The following is a 21,044-nucleotide window of genomic DNA, read 5'->3' as shown; positions in this document are numbered from 1 at the left end:
GTCGTGGCCGCCTTCGGGGGAGCCGATGGCCCAGGGGACGCCGACGTCGTCGGGGGTGGCGGAGAGGGTGTTGTTGCGGCCCTTGCGGTGGGTGGTGCCGATGGGGTGGACGGGTGGGAGGTAGACGACGTCGAAGCCCATGGCGGCGATGGCGGGCAGTCGGCGTTCGGCGGTGCGGAAGGTGCCGTGGGGCTGTTCGGGGGTGCCCTCGGAGCGGGGGAAGAACTCGTACCAGGCGCCGTACAGGGCGCGTTCGCGCTCGACCAGCAGGGGCAGCGGGTCGGAGGTGGTGACCAGTTCCCGCAGCGGATGCCGGGCCAGCACCGCGTCCACCCGGGGCGTCAACGCCGCCGCCAGCCGGGTGGCCACGGGCAGCGTGTCGTCGAGCAGGGCGTCAGCGGCGGCCAGCACCACGGCACGTCCGGCGTCCTCGGGGACCCCCGCCGCGGCCCGCCGGTACAGTTCGGCGCCCTCTTCCAGGACGAGGCCGGTGTCGATCCCCGCCGGCACCTTGATCCGCGCGTGGTGCTTCCAGGTGGCGACGGGGTCGCTCCACGCCTCCACCCGGTACGTCCAGTCGCCCGGGGCGCCCGGGGTGACCTCGGCGCCCCAGCGGTCGCTGCCGGGGGCCAGCTCCCGCATCGGCGTCCACGGGCCCGGCCGGCCCTCGGGGTCCTTCAGCACGACGTTGGCGGCGACCGCGTCGTGCCCCTCCCGGAACACGGTGGCGGTGACCTGGAACGTCTCTCCCGCCACCGCCTTCGCCGGGCGCCTGCCGTACTCCACCACCGGGTGGACGTCCCGTACCGGGATACGTCCGATCCCCACGGTCGCACTCATCCGTTCTCACCTCCGCCGTGCTCGGGGCCGGGCCGGGGCCCGGCCGTTCGGGTCAAGCCGCGCCGGAGGGGGTCTTCCGCCCCGACGGGGAGAGCCGGTCCACCTGCTCCTGCGCAGGGGTGACCAGGTTCGTTCGCAGATACCTTTCGGCGGCATCCGCGGCCTCGCGTGCGCACCGCTTTCCCATCAGTACGCAGAGGGTGTAACCGGAGTCCTCGAAGGTGGACCGGACGCCCACATCCGCCGGGGACGCGAGCATCGAGCGTTCCCAGGCGCGGTAACGCCGCAGCTGCCGGGCGACTTCGCTTTTGGCGGGAAGCAGCATGGCCGGTCACCTTCCGGACGGTCCGGGGGTACGGACGATCGAGTTCTTCACACATGGTGCACGGGTGGTGACGCGCCGTCTTGTTGGATCTTCAACTGCTTTCTCGTGTTGCACGAATGGACTACTGCTCCCACTCTGGAGTGACTCAGAAGCGATCAGTGCTCACGCTTCGTGTTCGGGGAGCTCGTCCCCCAAGGGGCGAGGAGGAGCGAGAGCTTTCGCGGTGAGGAGCCACGACGATGAAGACCGCAGTGCCCTGCTACTACCACCTCGACGTGGAAGTGAGCCCGGAACGGGTCGGACAGGTCAGGCGCATCCTGGCCGCTCACCTCCGGTTCTGGAACCTGGAGAACCTCGTCGAACCCGTCTGCTCGGGCGCCGAAATGCTGCTCCGGGCGATCGACGAGCACGCGAGCGACAAGAACACGTCGATCGAGATGTGGTGGAACCACCAGCACCTCATCACGGCCGTGGGGGGCAACGACCACGCGCTCCGTCCCGACCAGGACCTGCGCACCTGCCTCCAGCACCTCGCCGCCACCAGCGACGGCTGGGGCTGCTGCGCCGCCGACACCGGGGCCAAGGTCATCTGGTTCTCGCAGCGCGCCCGGGCCGGCGAACGCGTCCCGCTGGTGGCGACGGCGCCGGAGCCGATCACCCAGGAGGGGCTGGAAGTGCCACGCGAGATCATGCCGGTGGCCCGGCTGGCCGGACCGGCCGGCAGGACGAACGGCGTTCTGGAGGAGGCCCGGTGACCCGCGCCAGGCCGAACTGGAAGGGGTCGCCCGTGTGGAGCGGGCACCCCTACCCCCTGGGGGCCGCGTACGACGGACAGGGCACCAACTTCGCGCTGTTCAGCGAGGTCGCCGAACGCGTCGACCTCGTCCTCGTCGACGACGACGGCACCCACAGCACCATCCCGCTGCCCGAGGTCGACGGCTTCGTCTGGCACTGCTACCTGCCTGGCGTCGGCCCGGGGCAGCGCTACGGCTACCGGGTCCACGGTCCGTGGGCCCCGGCCGTGGGCCATCGCTGCAACCCGGCGAAGCTGCTCCTCGACCCGTACACGCGGGCCGTGGACGGGATGGTGGACAACCACGCCTCCCTCTTCGAACGGGCCAGAGGCAGGGCCGACCCGGGCGACAGCGCCGGGCACACCATGCTCGGCGTGGTCACCGACCCGTTCTTCGACTGGGGCGACGACCGGCCGCCCAGGCGCCCGTACTCGGAGAGCGTGATCTACGAGGCCCATGTCCGCGGTCTCACCCGCACCCACCCCGACGTCCCCGAGGAACTGCGCGGCACCTACGCGGGACTGGCGCACCCGGCGGTCGTGGAACACCTGACGTCCCTCGGCGTGACCGCCGTGGAGCTGATGCCGGTGCACCAGTTCGTGCACGACGGCCACCTCCAGGACCGGGGCCTGTCCAACTACTGGGGCTACAACACCATCGGCTTCTTCGCGCCCCACAACGGCTACGCCGCCCTCGGCACCCGCGGCCAGCAGGTCACCGAGTTCAAGTCGATGGTCAAGACCCTGCACGAGGCCGGCCTCGAAGTGATCCTCGACGTGGTCTACAACCACACCGCCGAGGGCAACGAGAAGGGACCCACCCTCTCCTTCCGCGGCATCGACAACGCCTCGTACTACCGCCTGGTGGACGGCGACTGGCAGCACTACTACGACACCACCGGCACCGGCAACAGCCTGCTGATGCGACACCCCTACGTACTCCAGCTGATCATGGACTCGCTGCGGTACTGGGTGACCGAGATGCACGTCGACGGATTCCGCTTCGACCTCGCCGCCACGCTGGCCCGGCAGTTCCACGAGGTCGACCGGCTGTCGGCGTTCTTCGACCTCATCCAGCAGGACCCGGTGATCAGCCGCGTCAAGCTGATCGCCGAGCCCTGGGACGTCGGCGAGGGCGGCTACCAGGTCGGCAACTTCCCGCAGCTGTGGTCGGAGTGGAACGGCATGTACCGCGACGCGGTGCGGGACTTCTGGCGCGGCGAGGAGCACACGCTCGGCGAGTTCGCCTCCCGGCTGACCGGCTCCTCCGACCTGTACCAGCACAGCCGGCGCCGCCCCCGCGCCAGCGTCAACTTCGTGACCGCGCACGACGGGTTCACCCTGCGCGACCTCGTCTCGTACAACGACAAGCACAACGAGGCCAACGGCGAGGGCAACCGGGACGGCGAGAGTCACAACCGGTCCTGGAACTGCGGAGCCGAGGGCGAGACGAGGGACCCGGCCGTACGGGAGCTGCGCGGCCGACAGCAGCGCAACTTCCTCGCCACGCTCCTGCTCTCGCAGGGCATCCCGATGCTCTGCCACGGCGACGAACTGGGCCGCACCCAGCGGGGCAACAACAACGCCTACTGCCAGGACAACGCCATCTCCTGGATCGACTGGCGGCTGAACGGGGAACAGCGCGCGCTGCTGGACTTCACCCGGCGCGTCATCGCGCTGCGGGCCGGCCACCCCGTCCTGCGCCGGCGCCGCTACTTCCGCGGTGACACCCCCACCCACGCGGACCAGCCGCTGCCCGACCTGGTGTGGCTGCTGCCGGACGCGCGGGAGATGACCGACGACGACTGGCAGCGCTCCGACGCGCACGCCGTCGGCGTCTTCCTCAACGGCGACGCCATCGCCGAACCCGACCCGTGCGGCCGGCCGGTCGAGGACGACTCCTTCCTGCTGCTGTTCAACAGCCACTGGGAGCCGGCCGACTTCCGGCTGCCCGACGCCACCTACGGGGAACGCTGGGCGACGCTGATCGACACCGCCGACCCCGAGGGCGTTCCCGACGAGGCGGAGCACAAGGCGGGCACCGTGGTGACCGTCGAGCAGCGCAGTCTGGTGCTGCTCTCCCGGCCGTCCCGCACCGGCCGGTGAGCAGCCCGTGAGATCAGCCGAGGCGGCGCGCGGTCACCGTGAACTGCGCGCCGTCGGCGTCCCGGAGCACGGCCTCGTCGGTGTCCAGCGACAGCACGCTGCCACCGTGCCGCTCGGCGGCGCGGGCGCAGGCCGTGACGTCCCGGACCGCGAAGTGGACCTGCCAGTGCGGCCGGATGGCCGGGTCGGGCGCCGCTCCCAGGGCGCCCGACTCGATGCGTGCCACCACGTCCCCCTGGTTGCGCAGCACGACCTCGTCGCCCTCGTACCGGACCTCGCAGCAGCCGTTGGGCCCCGACGCCCAGTCGAAGATCTCGCCGTAGAAGATGGCGGAGTCGAAGGCGTCCCGGGTGTGCAGCCGGATGAAGGCCGGACGCGAGGTGCGCCAGGTCTCCCAGTCCGAGAAAAGTTCGCCCTCCCAGATCCCGAAGGTCGCGCCGTCCCGGTCGGCCAGCAGGGCCGCCCGCCCGGGCGGGAGGGAGATCGGCCCGACCGCGGCCGTGCCACCGCGCTCCTGCGCCCGCGACACGGCCTCGTCCGCGCTGCGCACGGCGAAGTACGGCGTCCACGCCACCGCCATCTGCCACATCGCGGCGACCGCGGCGATACCCGCGACCGGCGCCCCGTCGGCCAGGGCGATCCGGAAGGGCTCGCCCAGCTTGGCGGGCCGCCACTGCCAGCCCAGTACGGCGGAGTAGAACTCCTCGGTGGCCTTCAGATCACGGCTGGTCAGACTCACCCAGCAGGGGGCCCCGTACACGGAGTGCGTGGAAAGGAGGCTCTCCTGGCCGGCGGGGAGGGGCATGTCGTGGTTCATGGCAGTCGCGTCCTGGTCTCGTCCACCGGCAGCCACCGGCTCCACACCAGTGTCCGGCCGGGAGTGCGGCGGGCGCCTGCCGAGTACCCCGGCCGCGACGCCGAAACGGTGGCGGACGAGCCCCGGACAGCCCAGTGGCGCGAGGAGGCGCAGGTGGCGACGATGGATGCGTCGGAGCGGTACCGCGCGGCACAGGTGGCGGAGACCCGCCGGATCCGGAGGTGACCATGCCCACGGACTGGGGCTCGGACCAGACCGGCTCGGACCAGATCTTCCAGTTGCAGGAGCAGGTCCGGCAGCTCAAGGAGGCGGTCGTCTCGCACGCCGTCGTCGACCAGGCGATCGGGATGGTCGTCGTCCTGGGCAGGGTGACGCCGGACGAGGGATGGATCGTACTGAAGGAAGTTTCCCAGCATACGAACATCAAACTGCGCAATGTGGCGGAACTGATACTCATCTGGGGGCGCACTGGAGTGATGCCGCCGGGAATCCGGGCCGCCCTCGAGGACTCCCTGGACCGCCACGGCCCCGTACGGATCCCCGGCGAACCGCCTGAGCGCTGAGACGGCGCACCGCGACCGTCTCAGCGGACCTCCGCGAGGATCTCGTCGCGGATCCGGTCGAAGCAGCCGCTGAGCAGCCGGGAGACGTGCATCTGGGAGATGCCGAGCTGCTGCGCGATGCGGCTCTGCGTCATCCCGCCGAAGAAGCGCAGGTAGAGGATGGTGCGCTCACGTTCGGGCAGCGCCTCCAGGCAGGGCCGGACGGCCACCCGGTCCACGACCGCGTCGAAGGCCGGATCCGGCCCGCCGAGCGCGTCCCCGAGCGCGTACCCGTCGGTCCCCGGCATCTCCGCCTCCAGCGAGAGGGCGGAGAAGCACTCCAGGGCCTCCATGCCGGTACGGACCTCGACCGTGGTGAGCTGCGCGTGGTCGGCGATCTCCTCGATGGTGGGGGCGCGGCCCGGCGTGGTCTGGGCCAGTTCCTTCGCGGATTTGCGTACCCGGTTGCGCAGGTCCTGGATTCGCCGCGGCACGTGCAGGGTCCACATGTGGTCGCGGAAGTGCCGCTTGATCTCGCCGGTCACGGTCGGCACGGCGTACGCCTCGAAGGCGTGGCCGCGTTCCGGGTCGTAGTGGTCGACGGCCTTGACCAGTCCCAGGGCCGCCACCTGGTAGAGGTCCTCCAGGTTCTCTCCGCGTCCCCGGAAGCGGACCGCGATCCGCTCGGCCATGGGCAGCCACACCTGGATCAGTTCGTCCCGCAGCGCCTTGCGCTCCGGGCCCTCGGGCAGCCCGGCGAGCCGGTCGAAGGCCGCGGACGTGTCGGGAGCGTCGTCGTGCGGATGGGGCTTGGTTCTGCCGGCGATACGCATCATGCGCACCTCCCTCAGCAGGGGTGCGGGCAAGTCCTCATATATATGGATACTGAGCGCGTTTCTCCCGAACGGCCACCCGAACGGCTGCGGACCGGTGAGCGAGACGGCGGCGCCGCCGAACGTGATGTGCGGCACGCTCTGGGTGATCGCCCGGCGGGGGCACCGGCGGATACTTCCTGCGCAGCGCTTGATCACTGATCAAAAGGGGCGAAGTCCCTGGCCACAGCGCATTCCGCTCATTTGACAGTGCACTGAGCACACAGATAGGAAGCAGCGTCGAGAGGTCGAGAGGGGCACCGTGTACGAGCCGAACGTCGTCGGGGACTGGCAGGAGTACGACGAGCACGCCGGTCTGCGGGTCCGCGTCCACCGACTCGAGGCCGCCGAGCCGCCGCGTGGACGCGACGACGCCGCCGAGGGGCTGACGTACTTCTGTGTCCGGGTGACCGTCGAGAACCGGGGCGGCCGGCAGCTCGGCATCCACCTGGAGGACGGGCAGATCGACGTGCGGATCGGCCCCGACGGGGAGAGCGCGTTCATCGACTGGCGCAACTCCCAGTTCATCGAGGGTTTCGACGTCTACCCGCTGCGCCGGGCCACCGCCGTGCTCTACGCCGCCGGCCCGGAGGCGAGCCTCGGCCAGGTGGACGTCCAGGTGCAGGTGCGGGTGGACGAGGAGTGGGCCGACCGCCGGCTGTGGACGGGCGGCCTCGGGCTGCCCGACGGGAGCGCCGGAAGCCTGTCCGGCACGGTGCGGGACGACGGGGTGGCGCACCAGGTGAGTGCCTTCCTGCGGGGCCAGGCGGAGGAGGGCTCCGCCTGATCCCCGGGGGGCCGGCGCCTCAGTGCGCGATGCCGTCGATGATCTCGCGGGCCCCCTGGCGCAGCAGGGCCACGGCGACCGACGTGCCCAGCGTCGCCGGGTCGAGGCGGCCGGCCCACTCGTGTGCGTTCAGCCGCGTCTTGCCGTCCGGGGTGAAGACGCAGGCCCGCAGGGAGAGTTCCCCGCTCCGCTCCACGCGGGCGTATCCGGCGATCGGGCTGTTGCAGTGCCCCTGCAGGACGTGCAGGAACATGCGCTCCGCCGTCGCCTCACGATGGGTCTGCGGGTCACCGAGGCCGGTGACGGCGTCGATGAGGGCGGTGTCGCCCTCACGGCACTGCAGGGCGAGGATGCCCGCGCCGATCGGCGGCATCATCGTCTCGGGGGAGAGGACCTCGCTGATCACGTCACGGCGGCCGATGCGCTCCAGACCGGAGACCGCGAGCAGCAGGGCGTCCGCGTCGCCGGCGGCCAGCTTCGCCAGCCGCCGGTTGGCGTTGCCACGGAACGGCACACACGTCAGGTCCGGGTGGGTGGCGGCCAGTTGGGCGACGCGGCGGACCGAGGAGGTCCCGACGCGGGTCCCGGCCGGCAGCTCGTCCAGGGTGAGCCCCTCCGGATGGATCAGCGCGTCCCTGATGTCGTCCCGCTCCAGGAACGCGGCGAACACCGTGCCGGCCGGCAGCGGCCGGTCGGCGGGCACGTCCTTGACGCAGTGCACCGCCAGGTCGGCCTCACCCGACAGCAGCGCGGCGTCCACCTCCTTGGTGAACGCGCCCTTGCCCTCCACCTGCGACAGGTCGCCGAGCCACTTGTCGCCGGTGGTCTTCACCGGCACGACCTCGGTGCGCACGCCGGGGTGGAGGGCCGCCAACGCGGCCCTGACGCGTTCGACCTGCGCCAGGGCCATCGGGGAGTCGCGGGAGACGATGCGGATCAGTTCGGGGGCGGACATGCGGACACGATAGTGCTCTCCGGGGCCCGCCGGTTGCGTGGTTCGCTCGACCGGCCCCGGCCGGGCGCCTCAGGCGTTCGGGTCGAAGGGGATGCCGGAGGGCTTGGCGGCCGCCAGGTGGGAGGCGAAACTGCCGTCCTTGAGGCCGAAGGTGGCGCTGCCGAAGTCGTGGGAGCTCAGCTTCTCGCGCAGGCCGGCCGGATAGCCGTTCCAGCCGACCAGCGTCGGATACTGCCAACCGCCCCGGTGGTTCTCCGGCGGCTCGTCGCCCGAGGTCGCCGGGCGGAAGCAGTGGGTGCTGACGCCGTCCTTGTGGTAGACGATCTTCGGATGCGTGCCGTCGAAGCGGACCGCCGACCTCGCGTGCACACGGAACGATCCGTGGCTGGAGGTCGAGACGTACTCCACGGTGCCGTCCCGTACCCACACCACGACGTGCTCCCAGTCGTGCCGGTGGCCGCCGAGGCCGCTGCCGGGCAGCGCCTGGTCCTTCTCGAAGTAGAGGCCGTACATGTAGGCGCACCAGCCGCTGTCGCACTTGGCGCGTGCGTAGCCGTTGGTGTTGTCCAGGTCGACGGCGTCCCGGCAGTTGCCGTTGAGCGCGCCGGTCGGTTTGAGTCCGCCGTTGACCGCGCCGTCGGCGCCGATGGCCGGCGTGGGGTAGCAGCCGTCGGTGTCGTAGTCGTAGGCGGGCTGGTACGTCCGCTCCAGGCCGTCGGCGTTGCCGGGCAGCCCCGGGGGCGGGGCGGCGAAGGCGGTGGCGGGGAAGGCGACGACGAGGGCGAGCGCACCGAGCGGTGCGGCGAGCCATCTCTTGCGGCGGGTGGGGGCGGTACGCGACGACACCGCGTCCTCCTCTGATTCCGGGCGCAGCCCAACGGCTGTGGGGGTAAGGGGAGTTCAGGGTCCCGTCTTTGCACTTCCGCGCCAAGGGGCCACGGGCGTCCCGGTGGTGAAGGGCAGCCCAATACTTGACGCGGGGTCACCCGTTCACACCATGTCGTCCGGAATGTCGGCGGCCGACTCCTCGGGCGCGAGGTCCGGCCGGAGCCTGAGCCAGGACGGCTGGCGCAGCATGCCCTCCCGGGTGCGGGTGCTGTACCGGACCTCGCCGACCAGCCGGGGGACGGCCCAGCGCGCCCCCGGCACCGGCGGTACGGGGTCGAAGGGGCACACGTCGCTCGCGGCGGCCCGCAGCAGCGCCGCCAGCTCGGTGCGCTCGGCCGCGCTCCAGCCGGTGCCGACCCCGCCGACGTAGCGCAGCCGGCCCGCGGCGCGCTGGCCGACCAGGACGGCGCCGGGCAGGCCCGTGAGCCGTCCCCTGCCGGGCAGCCAGCCGCCGACCACGACGTCCTCGCTGCGCATGTTGCGGATCTTGATCCAGGCCCGGGAGCGGATCCCCGGCTCGTACACCGAGTCCAGCCGCTTGCACACCAGGCCCTCCAGGCCGTGCTCGCGGGTGGCCCGCAGTGCCTGCTCGCCGTGGCCGACCAGGGCGGCCGGGGTGGACCAGGACGGCCCGCCGAGGCCGAGATCCGTCAACCGCTGGCGGCGGCGGGTGTAGGGGAGGCGGAGGAGGGGCCGGCCGGCCAGGTGCAGGGCGTCGAACAGCACCAGATGGACGGGGACCCGCGCCGCCCGGTGCGCCGCACGGCCCGGGGCGTGCGCCAGGCCCATGCGGGACTGCAGCAACTGGAAGTCGGCGCGGCCCTCTTCGTCCAGAGCCAGCACCTCCCCGTCCAGCACGGCGGCGGTGGAGCCGAGCGCCGTGCCGAGCGGTGCCAGTTCGGGGTAGGCGGCCGTGATGTCGTGGCCGGAGCGGGCGCGGAGCAGCACGGTGCCGTCGCCGGGCAGGTAGACCACCACGCGCTGGCCGTCCTGCTTGGTCTCGTAGGCCCAGCGCGCGTCCTGCGCGGCGGACGGCAGGGCACCGGGCGTGGCGAGCATGGGAGGGATCAGCGGCAGCTCCACGGGTCAGTTCTCGACGCACCCGTGCGCCGTCACGCGCGTTGCCCGCCAGGTTCGCCTGAACGGCGCCGGGCCCGGGGCGGGACCGGCGCCGGCGCCGTCAGCGGACGGAGGCGCTCTCCGAGGCGCCTGCGCCGGCCGGTGCCGGGTGCGCCGGTCCGGCGGCGGGGCGGTGCCGCGGGATGAAGGACGCGATCAGGCAGGCGAGCAGGGCCGCACCGGCGCCGATGGCCATGACCACCTTGAACGCGTCCTCGGACGGCAGGGCGAAGCCGCCGAGGTCGATGGTCAGCTGAGCCAGTATCACTCCGGCGATGGCACTGGCGACCGACGTACCGATGGACCGCATGAGGGTGTTCAGGCTGTTCGCGGCGGCCGTCTCGCTCGCCGGCACGGCGCCCATGATCAGCGCCGGCATGGCGCCGTAGGCGAAGCCGATGCCCGCGCTGATGACGCAGGAGACCAGTATCAGGTGCCAGAGCTCGGACATCAGGAGGATGTTCAACCCGTAGCCGGCCGCGACGATCAGGGCGCCGGTCATCAGTGTCACCTTCGGGCCCTTGGACCGGGAGACCTTCGCGGAGACCGGGGCGAACGCCATCATCACCAGACCGGACGGCGCCATCACCAGGCCCGTGGTCAGCAGGGAGCGCCCGAGGCCGTAACCGGTAGCCTCGGGCAACTGCAGGAGCTGCGGAAGCACCAGGGACATGGCGAACATGGAGAAACCGATGGCCACGGACGCCAGGTTGGTGAACAGCACCTGGCGGCGGGCGGTGGAGCGCAGGTCCACCAGCGGCTGCGCGGTACGCAGCTCCCACCGGCCCCAGGCCAGGAGGATCACCACACCCGCAGCGAACAGACCGAGGGTGGTGCCGCCGGTCCAGCCCCAGTCGGCGCCCTTGGAGATCGCGAGCAGCAGGCACACCAGGCCGGCCGCCATGCCGAAGCCGCCGGGCAGGTCGAAGCGGCCGCCGGTACGTACCGCCGACTCGGGAACGATCGCCAGTACCAGCACCAGGGCGACGGCGCCGAGTGCGCCCGAAAGCCAGAACAGCATGTGCCAGTCGAGGTGGTCCGCGATCAGTGCGGCGGCGGGCAGACCGAGCGCGCCGCCGACCCCGAGCGAGGCGCTCATCATGGCGGTGGCGCCGGCCAGCCGCTCGGCCGGCAACTCGTCGCGCATGATGCTGATGCCGAGCGGGATCACGGCGGCGGACAGGCCCTGCAAGGCGCGGCCGACGACCATCGGGACGAGGCTGTCGCTCAGTGCGCAGACCACCGAGCCGCCGATCAGCAGCACCAGGCTGAGCAACAGCATCCGCCGCTTGCCGAGCATGTCACCGAGCCGTCCGACGACCGGGGTGGCCACCGCGGCGGCGAGCAGCGTGGCGGTCACCGCCCAGGCCGCGTCCGAGGCGGGGGCGTCCAGGAGCCTGGGAAGGTCCGGGACGATCGGGATGACCAGGGTCTGCATGAGCGAGACGACGATCCCGGCCAGGGCCAGTACCGCCACCACGGCGTTCGGCCGCGGCACGGCGGCCGTCTCGGCGCCGGTGGATCCGGCGGGGGATGCGGGCATGGAGGTGCCTTTCGAGCAACGAGCGGGGAACCGGAGCGCGACGGAGTTAAGAGTTAAGTCAGTCGCTTGACGTATCCTACGGGGTACGGAACGGGGCACGCCCGTCCGGGCCACGCACGGCGCCGGATCCGGTGTTGCGTAGGCTTCCGTGAGAACCCGCCGCACGTCGGCGGACCTGCGGCGACTTAGGGGACTGGCCGTCGCGGGCCGGCAGGGAAGTCCCGGTGCGGCGGTGATCATGGCGGGCAGGGCGGTACGGACGGAACAGGTCAGCGCGACCCGGCAGCTGATCCTGACCACGGCCGAGCGGCTGTTCGCCGAGCACGGGGTGTACGCGGTCTCCAACCGCCAGGTCAGCGAGGCCGCCGGGCAGGGCAACAACGCCGCGGTCGGCTACCACTTCGGCACCAAGTCCGACCTGGTCCGCGCCATCGTCCAGCACCACTCGGAGCGGGTCGAGGAGCTGCGGGCCCGGCAACTGGCCGCCCTGGACGACTCCGCCGATCTGCGCGACTGGGTGGACTGCCTGGTGCGGCCGCAGTTCGACCACCTGGCGGCGCTGGGCAGCCCCACCTGGTACGCGCGGTTCTGCGCCCAGGTCATGACCGACCCGGCGCTGCGGCAGATCATGGTCGACGAGTCCCGCGCCTCGGCCTCCCTGCGGGCGATCATCCGGGGGCGGAACCGGTGCATGCCCGCACTGCCGGGAGAGGTCGGGGCCGAGCGGGGCGACATGGCGCGCCATCTCATCGTGCACACGGCGGCCGAGCGGGAGCGTGCCCTGGCCGAAGGGCGCCCCACCCCTCGCGCCAGTTGGCAGGACGCCGCCGACGGACTGGTCGACGCGATCGTGGGCATGTGGCTGGCGCCCGTCACGCCCCGGGGCGGGATGTGACGGGCGCCTGTCGAGCGAAGGCCGACGGGCCGGGCGCGTACGCCCGCACGCTCACCGTGCGGGCGTACGCGCGGCCTGCGCCGTGGGCGGTGCGGGCGCCGGGCGGATGGCGGTGGGCGCGCAGGCCGGACGGCAGGTTCCGGTCGGGCCCTCGTGAGCCGGGCCCCCGCACCGGGGACTGCGCCTGGGCCGCCCTCCCCGTGCGGGGCGGGTCTCGCGCCCCGGGCGGCGGCACCACCGCCTGACCGATGTTCACCGCACGCCGCCGGGGCCGCCCGCCGTCGGCGTTTCGGGGGCGGGCTCCGGCGCGCACCGGCACGACGATCACCAGATCGTCTACGCTGCCCACCCCGGTCGCCCCCGGCCGCCCCCGGCCGGCGGCGGTCTGCGCGGTCATCCACGCGGACCCGGCCGACCCCCGCACCCTCGCCGCGCTCGGTGCCGCCACCGGGACCGGGGAGCGCGCGCTCAGCCGTCTCCTCCGCCGTGAGTTCGGCGTGACCTTCCCCCGGTGGCGCACGCAGTCCGCCTCCACCACGCCCTGCGCATGCTCGCCGACGACCTGCCCGTCACCACCGTCGCCCACCGTCGCGGCTGGTCCGCCGCCAGCGCGTTCATCGAGGTGTTCCGCCGCTCGTTCGGCTACACCCCCGGCACTCACAACCGCCGTACGTGAACCCGCCGCCGCCCATTCCTTACCGTCGAGTAATATCGCGTGGCAGGCCCCCAGAGGAGGAACCGTGTCCCGGTCCGAACGCTCACCCCTGCTGCTCGCCGGCCTGCTGGCCACCGCGGGCGTCGCCCACTTCGCCCGCCCCCGCACCTTCGACGCGATCGTGCCGCGCGGCCTGCCGGGTGCGGCCCGGACATGGACGTACGCCAGCGGTGTCGCCGAACTGGCGCTCGCCGCCGGCCTCGCGCTGCCGCGTACCCGAAAGGCCGCCGCGCTGACCACGGCCGCCTTCTTCGTCGGGGTGTTCCCCGCGAACGTCAAGATGGCCGTGGACTGGCGGAACCGTCCCGCACCGCAGAAGGCCGCCGCCTACTGCCGGCTGCCGGTGCAACTGCCGCTCGTGCTGTGGGCCCGCGGCGTCGCCAAGGGCAGCGAGGGCCGGTCGTGAGCCGGAACCCGGCCGTCGGCGACACGGTCGACGACTTCACGCTGCCGGACGAGACCGGCACCCCGCGCCGTCTGTCCGGGCTGCTCGCCGACGGCCCGGTCGTGCTGTTCTTCTACCCCGCCGCCCTGACCCCCGGCTGCACCGCGGAGGCCTGCCACTTCCGCGACCTCGCCACCGAGTTCGCCGCGGTGGGCGCCCGTCCCGTCGGCGTCAGCGGGGATCCCGTCGAACGGCTGCGGGAGTTCACCGGGCGCCACACCCTCGGCATGCCCCTGCTGTCGGACGTCGACGGCGCGGTGCGCGAGCTGTTCGGGGTGCGGCGGGGGTTCGGTCCGGTCCCCACCAAGCGGGTCACCTTCGTCATCGGACGGGACCGCGGCCTGCTGGAGGTCGTCCGCAGCGAACTGAGGATGAACGCGCACGCGGACCGGGCTCTGGCCGCCTTGCGCGCACACCAGGGGTAGCGCCCCGCTCTCGCTCCGTCGCGGTTGAAACCGGGCCGTAAAGGGTCAATCCTGGACGCTATGGAGCATCCCTCCGCTGTGGTGACCCTGGACACCCACGGCACGGTGACGGGGTGGAGCGAGGGCGCCCGGCAGCTGACCGGTTACCCGGCCGAGGAGGCCGTCGGGCGGGCCGCTCTGGAACTGCTGGCCGAGGACGTGCCGGCCGACGTCCTGACCGCCCTGTCCGGCACCGTGCGGATGCGGCACCGGGACGGAACCCTCGTCGCGCTCCGCCTGCGCGCCTGCGCCCTGACGGGCCCGGACGGCGGGCCGGCCGGATACGCCGTCAGCGCCGAACCGCCCGGCGGCGGGCGGACCTCGCTGGCCGAACTGGCCTTCGAGCAGGCGGCCATGTCGATGTCCGTCTTCGACACCCGCCAGCACTACCTGCGGCTCAACGACGTGGCCTGTCAGGTGATGGGCGTGCCGGAAGAGGCGCTGATCGGCCGCTACTTCCCGGACTCCGTCGAGGACGCCGAGCACAGCCAGGGCTTCCTGCGCCGGCTGCGCCAGGTCGCCGAGACGGGCAGACCGGCGCGCTACGAGAGCTTCACGGGAGCACCGGCCCTCAACCGCGACCACGCCTGGACCACCGAGATGTGGCCCGTCCGGGACGCCTCCGGCGAACTGCTGGGCACGGCCCTGGCGGCCTTCGACAGCACGGAGCAGTATTGGGCGCGGGAGCGGCTGGCCCTGCTGAACAAGGCGGCGGCAGCCATCGGCACCACGCTCGACCTGGTGCGCACCGCCGAGGAGCTGGTCGAGGTGGTGGTGCCGCGGTTCGCCGACTTCGCCAGTGTCGACCTGCTCGAATGGGTCCTGGGCGCGGAGGAGTCGCCGATGCCGTTCAGCGAGGAGGTCGCATTGCGCCGGGTCGCCCACCGCTCCGTCACCGAGGGCACCCCGGAGGCGGCCGTGCGCCTGGGGCACGTGGACGTCCACCCCGCCCTGTCACCGCCCGCGCGGGCGGTGCGGGAAGGCCGGACCCTGGTCAGCCAGGCGGGCGAGCCGTCCTTCGTGCGCTGGGTCGCCGAGCGCAACGCGCGCGGTCCGGAGGGACGCCCCTACCGCATGGGCGCCCACTCGATGATGGCGGTGCCCCTGCGGGCCCGTGGCGTCACCCTGGGTGTCGCGGTGGCCGTGCGCATGGAGCAGCCGGACGAGTACGGCACCGAGGACGCCGTGTTCGCCGAGGAGCTCGCCAGCAGGGCCGCGGTCTGCATCGACAACGCCCGCCGCTTCGCCCGCGAGCGTTCCACCGCGCTGACCCTCCAGCACAGTCTGCTGCCCAAGGGCATGCCTGGACAGGCGGCGGTCGAGGTGGCGCACCGTTACCTGCCCTCCGTGTCGGCGGCCGGCATCGGTGGTGACTGGTTCGACGTGATTCCGCTGGCCGGCAGCCGTGTCGCGCTCGTCGTCGGCGACGTCGTCGGCCACGGCATCCCGTCCACGGCGACCATGGGCCGTCTGTGCACCGCCGTCCGCACCCTCGCCGACGTCGACCTGCCCCCCGACGAGCTCCTCACCCACCTCGACGACCTCGTCACCCACCTCGTGGCCGGGGACTCGGGCGACGAGGTCGCGGAGCTGGGCGCCACCTGCCTCTACGCCGTCTACGACCCCGTCTCCCGCTGCCTGGCCCTGGCCGCGGCCGGGCACCCCGCACCGGCCGTGGTCCTGCCCGACGGCACCACGCGGCTCGTCGAGATGACCGCCGGGCCGCCGCTGGGTGTCGGCGGACTGCCGTTCGAGGCGACCGAGCTGGAGCTGCCCGAGGGCTCCGTCGTCGCCCTGTACACCGACGGCCTCGTCGAGGACCGCGACCGCGACGTCGACCACGGCACCGCGGAACTGTGCCGCGCGCTGACCGCGCCCGCAAGCTCCCTCGACGTCCTGTGCGACACCGTGCTCAAGGCCGTCATGCCGGAGGAGCCCAGTGACGACGTGGCACTGCTGCTGGCCCGCACCCGCGCGCTGGGCACGGAGCAGATCCGCACCTGGGACGTCCACCCGGACCCCGCGCACGTGGCCGCCACCCGGCGGTCCGTCACCGACCAACTGTCGCGGTGGGGACTGGACGAGGCGGCGTTCGTCACCGAGCTGGTCGTCAGCGAGCTCGTCACCAACGCGATCCGGTACGGCGAGCCGCCCATCCAACTGCGTCTCATCCGCGACAGCGCCCTCATCTGCGAGGTCTCCGACGGCAGCTCCACCTCACCGCACCTGCGCCGGGCCCATGCCTACGACGAGGGCGGCCGGGGCCTGCTGCTGGTCGCCCAGCTCACCCAGCGCTGGGGCAGCCGGCAGACGGGCACCGGAAAGACGATCTGGGCCGAGCAGCCCCTGCCGGCGGAGCCCTAGCCGGGGACTGTCCGGCGAATCACGCGGCGGACGCGAGGTCGCCCGGCTACGTCACCCGCCCGCGACCTCGGACCACAGACCTCGACCGTCCTCCGCGGCGACCCGCGCGAGGGCGCGCCCGGTGCGGGTGCCGACCGGGGCCGGGTACTCCCGTCAGAACTCCTCGTGCACCTCCGGGTCGCCGCCGATCCGCCGGTGCGCGCGGTCGGCGACCGCGCGCATCTGGCCCGCGTCCAGTTCGAAGCCGAAGACGTCGAGGTTCGCCCGCTGCCGGGCGGGGTCGGCGGACTTCGGGATCGGCACCGCGCCGAGCTGGATGTGCCAGCGCAGCACCGCCTGCGCGGGCGTCACTCCGTGCGCCTCGGCGACCGCGGCCAGGGCCGGATCGTCCAGCAGGTCGCTGCCGCGGCCCAGCGGGCTCCAGCTCTCGGTGCGGATGCCCTTGCGCTCGTGGAAGGCGCGCAGTTCCTCCTGCGGGAAGAGCGGATGCAGCTCGATCTGGTTGACGGAGGGCAGGACACCGGTCTCCTTCTCCAGCCGTTCGATGTGCCCGGCGGTGAAGTTCGAGACGCCCACCGAGCGTACGAGGCCGTCGTCGCGCAGTTTGACCATCGCCTTCCAGGAGTCGACGTACCTGTCCACGCGCGGCAGTGGCCAGTGGATCAGGTACAGGTCGACGTAGTCGACGCCGAGCCGGGCGCGGGACTCCTCGAACGAGGCGAGTGTCTCCTCGTAGCCGTGGTGCCGGCCGGGCAGCTTGGTCGTCACCACGATCTCCTCGCGGGGGACCCCGCTGCCGGCCACGCCGCGGCCGACACCGGTCTCGTTGCGGTAGTTCGTCGCCGTGTCGATCAGGCGGTAGCCCGCCTCCAGGGCCTGGCGGACCGCCCGCTCCGCCTCGTCGTCCGTCATCGGCCAGGTGCCCAGCCCCAGGGCGGGGAGCGGGGTGCCGTCGTCGAGCGTGTGCGTCGGGATGCTGTTCACCGGGGGACCTTCCCTAGACCGTGTGTACGGCGGTCTGCCGCCCGTCCAGCGTCTCCCACGGGGTGAGCGCTGATCAACCGGACGGCGCGGGAAGGGGTCTGCCACGATCTCCGATGCAGCCGACACGCACGACCGACCGGCCAGTGACCGACCGGCCAGTGACCGACCGACCAACGGAGCGCGCATGACGAGGGACAGGGCAACGGCACAGCGTACGGCGACCGAGGCCACGGGGATCGAACCCGCGGTGATCGAGGCCGCGGGGATCGAGGTCGAACCCGCCGCCGGGCACATCGGCGCCGAGATCCGCGGCGTCGACCTGGCCGGCGGCCTCGACGCGGCGCAGGTCGCGGCGATCCGGGCGGTGGTGCTGCGCTGGAAGGTGGCGTTCTTCCGCGATCAGCGCCTCGACCACGCCGGACACGTGGCGTTCGCGCGCCTGTTCGGCGAGCCGGTCGTCCTGCCCCGGCGCGGCAAGGCGTCACCGGCGGACTTCCCGGAGATCGAGACGACCGCCGACCGGCTGGAACTGGGCGGCCGGTTCGGGATGGACCACGACGAGTGGCTGCGTCGGCGCCGGCACACACTGCTGCGCGGCTGGCACTGCGACCACGGTGCCCGAGTCGACCCGCCGGCCGCCACCATCCTGCGCGCCGAGACGGTCCCGCCGTACGGCGGCGACACCACCTGGTCGAACCTCGCCGCGGCCTACGCCGGACTGTCCGCCCCGATGCGCGTGTTCGCCGACGGACTGCGCGCCGAACACCGCCTGGGCGTCGGCTACCAGCCCCGGCCGGGCGACGACGCCTATGTCCGGCATCTGCTCGACCACCAGACCGCGACCGTGCACCCGCTGGTCCGCGTCCATCCGGAGACGGGGGAGCGGGTGCTGTTCGTCAACGGCTACTACGTCGAGCAGATCACCGGCCTCTCCCGCCCGGAGAGCGCGGCGGTCCTGGAGCTGCTGCTGGAGCAGGCGACCCGCCCCGAGTACACCGTCCGCTTCCGCTGGGAGCCGGGCAGCGTCGCCTTCTGGGACAACCGGGCCACCATCCACCTCGCCCCGAGCGACAACGCCCACCTCGGACACCCCCGGATCATGCACCGCGTGATGCTCGCCGGCGACGTGCCGGCCGGGGTCGACGGCACTCCCTCCGAGGCGGTCGTCGGCAGCGGACCGGGACGTTGGTGAGCCGTCACACGAGCGGGATCGTCACCTCGTCCTCGACCGGCGGGTCCAGCTCCTGCGCCCGGTTGCCGGTGGCGGCGTAGCAGCGCAGCCGGACCGCGTCCGAGGCGACGTCCAGGCGCAGGAAGGATTTGAAGAAGGGCGGGTCGTACGTCGCCGAACTCGGCGAGAACAACCGCGTGTAGATCTTGCGCACGGGCAGCCGGAACCGCTTTTTGTGGTCGGGCCGCCGTCCGGTGCCCAGCAGCCCGGCGACCAGCCGGGTGCGCCGGGTGACCCGCGCGGCGGTGCCCTGGGCACGGGCCGGACGGATGCCGAGGCGTTCGGTGATCACGGCCGTCGCCTCGGCCTCCGTGAGGGTGAAGAAGCGGCGCATCCGCAGCCGGCGGCCGTACAGCCGGCTGTAGAAGGCGAGGGAGTCGCCGCGCAGCGGATAGCAGCGGAAGTCCTGCTCACCGACGCCGGCCACCGAGACGCGGGGGATGGTGTGGGTGGCGTGCATGAACGCCCCGCCGCCGCCCGCGACGACGTACTGGACGGTCCGGCCGTCCACGTCGACCGGATAGCGCTGGTAGTTGTGGATGTCGCCGCCTATCGCCGCGACGTAGTGGCTGCCGGGGTCGCGCACGATGTCGTCGACGGTGCCGCCGCCCTCGATGGCGCACGGGTGGTGCTCGCCGTCCACGTACAGGGGCGAGCCGGTCACCAGGATCTTCGGCCGCGGTCCCCGCGACACCTCGCGCAGCCACGCGCCCTGCTCGGCGTCGACCGTGCCCAGCAGCCCCGTGTCGATGCCGACGATCCGCACCGGGCCGGCGTCGATCGCCCAGTACGGTCCGGGCTGGGTGGCCTGCTGGGCGGGCGCGGACCGCATCGCGCGCGCCTCGTCCAGGTGCCGGCCGTCGTCCGGTCGCGGCCGGTGCCACAGCGAGGACCGCAGCCAGGCCGGGGTGAGAGGGCGCGGCGCGGGCTCCGGGGGCAGCGGCGGGGCGTCGCCGCAGAAGACCCGCATGAAGCCGCCGAGGTCCTCGTACCAGTCGTGGTTGCCCGGTATCGCGTATATGGGCCCCTGGTAGTCGCGGTACGGGCGGAAGAACTTCGTGCCGTAGTCGTCGGCGCTGCCCACCGGGTAGATCACGTCGCTGGCGACGATGGCGAACCGGGTGTCCCGACCCTCCTTCAGCAGGCCGGGCACCACGGCGTACTGGGGGTCGTCGCCCTCCCCGGTGTCGCCGACCACCAGGAAGGAGAACCGGTCGGGATCGTCCCGTCGGATCACCTTGTCGGCCGGGGCCCCGGCGGCCGTGCGCTGCGCCACCCAGCGGGCGCGGGTGCGGCCCGTGGGGTCCCCGAGCCAGGCGGCGAGCACGCCGTTGCGGGCGGCCCACAGTGTTCTCGGGTTGAGCCAGGACAGCTTCTCGGTGCGCTGCGGGACGAGTTCTCGGTAGGCGCCGCGCTCGGTGGAGCCCCAGCCGGCGCCTTCGGCGGTATCGCGTGAGGAGTCAGACACCCGGGCACGGTAACAACGCGCGGGGCGGGGGCGGGACGCGGGGGAGACCGTCAACTCCCGCCCCCATGACGCCGTTTCGGAGCCCTCTGGGTCAGAACGTCCGCTTCAGGAGGTCCAGCAGCGCCTCCCAGTGGCGCTCCGTCGCCTTCGGGTCGTACGCCGCGGTGTCGGCCTGCGTGTAACCGTGGGGGGCGCCTTCGTACACCTCGCAGCGGTGCCGGACACCGGCCGCGGTCAGCGCCGCCGCGAGGCGCTCCTGCTGCTCGGGTGGCATGGACCCGTCGTGGTCCGCGTGGCCGAAGTACAGCTCGGCGGTGATGTTCCCGGCCACCAGGTGCGGGCTCTGCGGCCCCTCGGTCGCCAGGTTCCCGCCGTGGAAGCCGGCCGCCGCGGCGACCCGGTCCGGATACGTGCCGGCCGTGCGCAGGGCGAGCCCGGCGCCCATGCAGTAGCCGGTCACCGCGACCGGGCCGTCGGCCGCCGCGGGAGCCTTGGCCAGCCACCGCAGGTAGGCGTCGGCGTCCCGCATCGCCCGGTCGGGCGTCAGCGACCGCATGACCGGGCCGAGGCGCTGGAAGATGTCCGGACGCGCCTGCGGGTCGATGAACTCGGGCAGCTCCACGACCGGCGCCCGCCCGTGCCGGTGGAAGACGTTGGGTACCAGGACCGTGTACCCGGCCCCGGCCAGCCGGTCGGCCATGTTCCGCAGTTGCGGGCGCAGCCCGAAGGCGTCCATGTAGAGCAGGACCGCGGGACGCGGGTCCCCGTCGGCGGGATGGGTGAGATAGGCGTCGGCGCTGCCGTCGTCGGTGGGGACGTCGACGGCGGTTCCCTGTACGTCGGTCATGGCGGGACTGTCTCTCTGTCTGGTCTCGGTGCCCGGCCCGTGGT

The 21,044-nt window shown here is 72.8% G+C and carries 21 protein-coding genes and 1 pseudogene; 11 read left to right on the top strand and 11 right to left on the bottom strand.

Features of this window, described 5'->3' with window-relative positions:
- Positions 1 to 840, bottom strand: an 840-nt coding sequence (locus tag ACZ4V1_RS24705; protein ID WP_468339656.1) for a maltotransferase domain-containing protein, incomplete at its 3' end; no start/stop codon positions are given.
- A gap of 52 nt (positions 841 to 892) precedes the next feature.
- Positions 893 to 1,165, bottom strand: coding sequence for a DUF5133 domain-containing protein (locus ACZ4V1_RS24700; RefSeq protein WP_468339654.1), 273 nt, complete (start codon positions 1,163 to 1,165; stop codon positions 893 to 895).
- 239 nt (positions 1,166 to 1,404) lie between these two features.
- Between ACZ4V1_RS24700 and ACZ4V1_RS24695 the strand changes: the two genes are divergently transcribed.
- Together ACZ4V1_RS24695 and glgX are read left to right on the top strand one after the other, a co-directional pair.
- Entirely contained in the window at positions 1,405 to 1,920 is a 516-nt protein-coding gene (locus ACZ4V1_RS24695; RefSeq protein ID WP_468339652.1) for a pep a2, read from the top strand.
- Positions 1,917 to 4,064 carry a glycogen debranching protein GlgX gene (glgX, locus tag ACZ4V1_RS24690; RefSeq protein ID WP_468339650.1) on the top strand — a complete coding sequence of 716 codons (2,148 nt, stop codon included), beginning with the start codon at positions 1,917 to 1,919 and terminating at the stop codon, positions 4,062 to 4,064. Before ACZ4V1_RS24695 ends, glgX begins: the two co-directional genes overlap by 4 nt.
- 13 nt (positions 4,065 to 4,077) lie before the next feature.
- Here glgX and ACZ4V1_RS24685 read toward each other — a convergent pair whose 3' ends face one another.
- Entirely contained in the window at positions 4,078 to 4,881 is an 804-nt protein-coding gene (locus ACZ4V1_RS24685; protein ID WP_468339648.1) for a VOC family protein, read from the bottom strand.
- On the opposite strand from ACZ4V1_RS24685, the gene ACZ4V1_RS24680 reads away from it, so the two are divergent.
- Complete coding sequence (locus ACZ4V1_RS24680; protein ID WP_468339647.1) at positions 4,873 to 5,106, top strand: hypothetical protein; 234 nt, start codon at positions 4,873 to 4,875, stop codon at positions 5,104 to 5,106. The two genes, ACZ4V1_RS24685 and ACZ4V1_RS24680, sit on opposite strands and share 9 nt — an antisense overlap.
- A 2-nt stretch (positions 5,107 to 5,108) precedes the next feature.
- A complete protein-coding gene (locus tag ACZ4V1_RS24675; protein ID WP_468339645.1) occupies positions 5,109 to 5,444 on the top strand; it encodes an ANTAR domain-containing protein in 336 nt (111 codons plus the stop codon).
- Between the two features lie 20 nt (positions 5,445 to 5,464).
- Here ACZ4V1_RS24675 and ACZ4V1_RS24670 read toward each other — a convergent pair whose 3' ends face one another.
- Positions 5,465 to 6,256 carry a SigB/SigF/SigG family RNA polymerase sigma factor gene (locus tag ACZ4V1_RS24670; protein WP_468339675.1) on the bottom strand — a complete coding sequence of 264 codons (792 nt, stop codon included), beginning with the start codon at positions 6,254 to 6,256 and terminating at the stop codon, positions 5,465 to 5,467.
- Positions 6,257 to 6,557: 301 nt separating this feature from the next.
- Between ACZ4V1_RS24670 and ACZ4V1_RS24665 the strand changes: the two genes are divergently transcribed.
- On the top strand, positions 6,558 to 7,082 hold the full coding sequence (locus ACZ4V1_RS24665) for a hypothetical protein (RefSeq protein ID WP_468339643.1): 525 nt from the start codon (positions 6,558 to 6,560) through the stop codon (positions 7,080 to 7,082).
- Between the two features lie 19 nt (positions 7,083 to 7,101).
- Here the strand turns inward: ACZ4V1_RS24665 and hemC are convergent, their stop codons facing one another.
- The 4 genes from hemC to ACZ4V1_RS24645 all read right to left on the bottom strand — a co-directional run bounded on the left by hemC (position 7,102) and on the right by ACZ4V1_RS24645 (position 11,587).
- Positions 7,102 to 8,037 (bottom strand): hydroxymethylbilane synthase, encoded by a 936-nt coding sequence (gene hemC, locus ACZ4V1_RS24660; protein ID WP_468339641.1) that lies wholly within the window; start codon positions 8,035 to 8,037, stop codon positions 7,102 to 7,104.
- A 69-nt stretch (positions 8,038 to 8,106) separates the two neighbouring features.
- Positions 8,107 to 8,883 (bottom strand): NPP1 family protein, encoded by a 777-nt coding sequence (locus ACZ4V1_RS24655; RefSeq protein WP_468339639.1) that lies wholly within the window; start codon positions 8,881 to 8,883, stop codon positions 8,107 to 8,109.
- Between the two features lie 144 nt (positions 8,884 to 9,027).
- Entirely contained in the window at positions 9,028 to 10,008 is a 981-nt protein-coding gene (locus tag ACZ4V1_RS24650) for an ATP-dependent DNA ligase (RefSeq protein WP_468339637.1), read from the bottom strand.
- Positions 10,009 to 10,105: 97 nt separating this feature from the next.
- The gene (locus ACZ4V1_RS24645; protein ID WP_468339635.1) at positions 10,106 to 11,587 is read right to left on the bottom strand and encodes an MFS transporter; all 1,482 of its coding nucleotides are present in this window, start codon (positions 11,585 to 11,587) and stop codon (positions 10,106 to 10,108) included.
- A gap of 238 nt (positions 11,588 to 11,825) precedes the next feature.
- Between ACZ4V1_RS24645 and ACZ4V1_RS24640 the strand changes: the two genes are divergently transcribed.
- The 5 genes and pseudogenes from ACZ4V1_RS24640 to ACZ4V1_RS24620 all read left to right on the top strand — a co-directional run bounded on the left by ACZ4V1_RS24640 (position 11,826) and on the right by ACZ4V1_RS24620 (position 16,470).
- Entirely contained in the window at positions 11,826 to 12,482 is a 657-nt protein-coding gene (locus ACZ4V1_RS24640; protein ID WP_468339633.1) for a TetR/AcrR family transcriptional regulator, read from the top strand.
- A gap of 341 nt (positions 12,483 to 12,823) precedes the next feature.
- A pseudogene (locus ACZ4V1_RS24635) lies at positions 12,824 to 13,158 on the top strand (helix-turn-helix transcriptional regulator); the annotation flags it as partial.
- Positions 13,159 to 13,222: 64 nt separating this feature from the next.
- Positions 13,223 to 13,603 carry a DoxX family protein gene (locus ACZ4V1_RS24630; RefSeq protein ID WP_468339631.1) on the top strand — a complete coding sequence of 127 codons (381 nt, stop codon included), beginning with the start codon at positions 13,223 to 13,225 and terminating at the stop codon, positions 13,601 to 13,603.
- Positions 13,600 to 14,067: a peroxiredoxin gene (locus ACZ4V1_RS24625; RefSeq protein ID WP_468339629.1), complete on the top strand. Its 468-nt coding sequence runs from the start codon at positions 13,600 to 13,602 to the stop codon at positions 14,065 to 14,067. Before ACZ4V1_RS24630 ends, ACZ4V1_RS24625 begins: the two co-directional genes overlap by 4 nt.
- A gap of 60 nt (positions 14,068 to 14,127) precedes the next feature.
- Positions 14,128 to 16,470: a SpoIIE family protein phosphatase gene (locus ACZ4V1_RS24620; protein ID WP_468339627.1), complete on the top strand. Its 2,343-nt coding sequence runs from the start codon at positions 14,128 to 14,130 to the stop codon at positions 16,468 to 16,470.
- A 153-nt stretch (positions 16,471 to 16,623) separates the two neighbouring features.
- Here the strand turns inward: ACZ4V1_RS24620 and ACZ4V1_RS24615 are convergent, their stop codons facing one another.
- Entirely contained in the window at positions 16,624 to 17,454 is an 831-nt protein-coding gene (locus tag ACZ4V1_RS24615) for an aldo/keto reductase (protein WP_468339625.1), read from the bottom strand.
- A 184-nt stretch (positions 17,455 to 17,638) separates the two neighbouring features.
- Between ACZ4V1_RS24615 and ACZ4V1_RS24610 the strand changes: the two genes are divergently transcribed.
- On the top strand, positions 17,639 to 18,646 hold the full coding sequence (locus tag ACZ4V1_RS24610) for a TauD/TfdA dioxygenase family protein (RefSeq protein WP_468339623.1): 1,008 nt from the start codon (positions 17,639 to 17,641) through the stop codon (positions 18,644 to 18,646).
- 4 nt (positions 18,647 to 18,650) lie between these two features.
- Here ACZ4V1_RS24610 and ACZ4V1_RS24605 read toward each other — a convergent pair whose 3' ends face one another.
- Together ACZ4V1_RS24605 and ACZ4V1_RS24600 are read right to left on the bottom strand one after the other, a co-directional pair.
- The gene (locus tag ACZ4V1_RS24605; RefSeq protein WP_468339621.1) at positions 18,651 to 20,153 is read right to left on the bottom strand and encodes a metallophosphoesterase family protein; all 1,503 of its coding nucleotides are present in this window, start codon (positions 20,151 to 20,153) and stop codon (positions 18,651 to 18,653) included.
- A 91-nt stretch (positions 20,154 to 20,244) separates the two neighbouring features.
- Positions 20,245 to 21,000: a dienelactone hydrolase family protein gene (locus tag ACZ4V1_RS24600; protein ID WP_468339619.1), complete on the bottom strand. Its 756-nt coding sequence runs from the start codon at positions 20,998 to 21,000 to the stop codon at positions 20,245 to 20,247.
- Between the last annotated feature and the right edge of the window lie 44 nt (positions 21,001 to 21,044).

Source organism: Streptomyces sp. NPDC028991 (genome assembly GCF_055564775.1).
This window is presented reverse-complemented; position numbering and strand designations above follow the sequence as displayed.

Excerpts from the sequence above, each read along its gene's own strand:
- ACZ4V1_RS24700 (WP_468339654.1), bottom strand. The coding sequence starts at position 1,165 with ATGCTGCTTCCCGCCAAAAGCGAAGTCGCCCGGCAGCTGCGGCGTTAC.
- ACZ4V1_RS24695 (WP_468339652.1), top strand. The coding sequence starts at position 1,405 with ATGAAGACCGCAGTGCCCTGCTACTACCACCTCGACGTGGAAGTGAGC.
- ACZ4V1_RS24685 (WP_468339648.1), bottom strand. The coding sequence starts at position 4,881 with ATGAACCACGACATGCCCCTCCCCGCCGGCCAGGAGAGCCTCCTTTCC.
- ACZ4V1_RS24675 (WP_468339645.1), top strand. The coding sequence starts at position 5,109 with ATGCCCACGGACTGGGGCTCGGACCAGACCGGCTCGGACCAGATCTTC.
- ACZ4V1_RS24670 (WP_468339675.1), bottom strand. The coding sequence starts at position 6,256 with ATGCGTATCGCCGGCAGAACCAAGCCCCATCCGCACGACGACGCTCCC.
- hemC (WP_468339641.1), bottom strand. The coding sequence starts at position 8,037 with ATGTCCGCCCCCGAACTGATCCGCATCGTCTCCCGCGACTCCCCGATG.
- ACZ4V1_RS24645 (WP_468339635.1), bottom strand. The coding sequence starts at position 11,587 with ATGCCCGCATCCCCCGCCGGATCCACCGGCGCCGAGACGGCCGCCGTG.
- ACZ4V1_RS24640 (WP_468339633.1), top strand. The coding sequence starts at position 11,826 with ATGGCGGGCAGGGCGGTACGGACGGAACAGGTCAGCGCGACCCGGCAG.
- ACZ4V1_RS24620 (WP_468339627.1), top strand. The coding sequence starts at position 14,128 with ATGGAGCATCCCTCCGCTGTGGTGACCCTGGACACCCACGGCACGGTG.
- ACZ4V1_RS24610 (WP_468339623.1), top strand. The coding sequence starts at position 17,639 with ATGACGAGGGACAGGGCAACGGCACAGCGTACGGCGACCGAGGCCACG.
- ACZ4V1_RS24600 (WP_468339619.1), bottom strand. The coding sequence starts at position 21,000 with ATGACCGACGTACAGGGAACCGCCGTCGACGTCCCCACCGACGACGGC.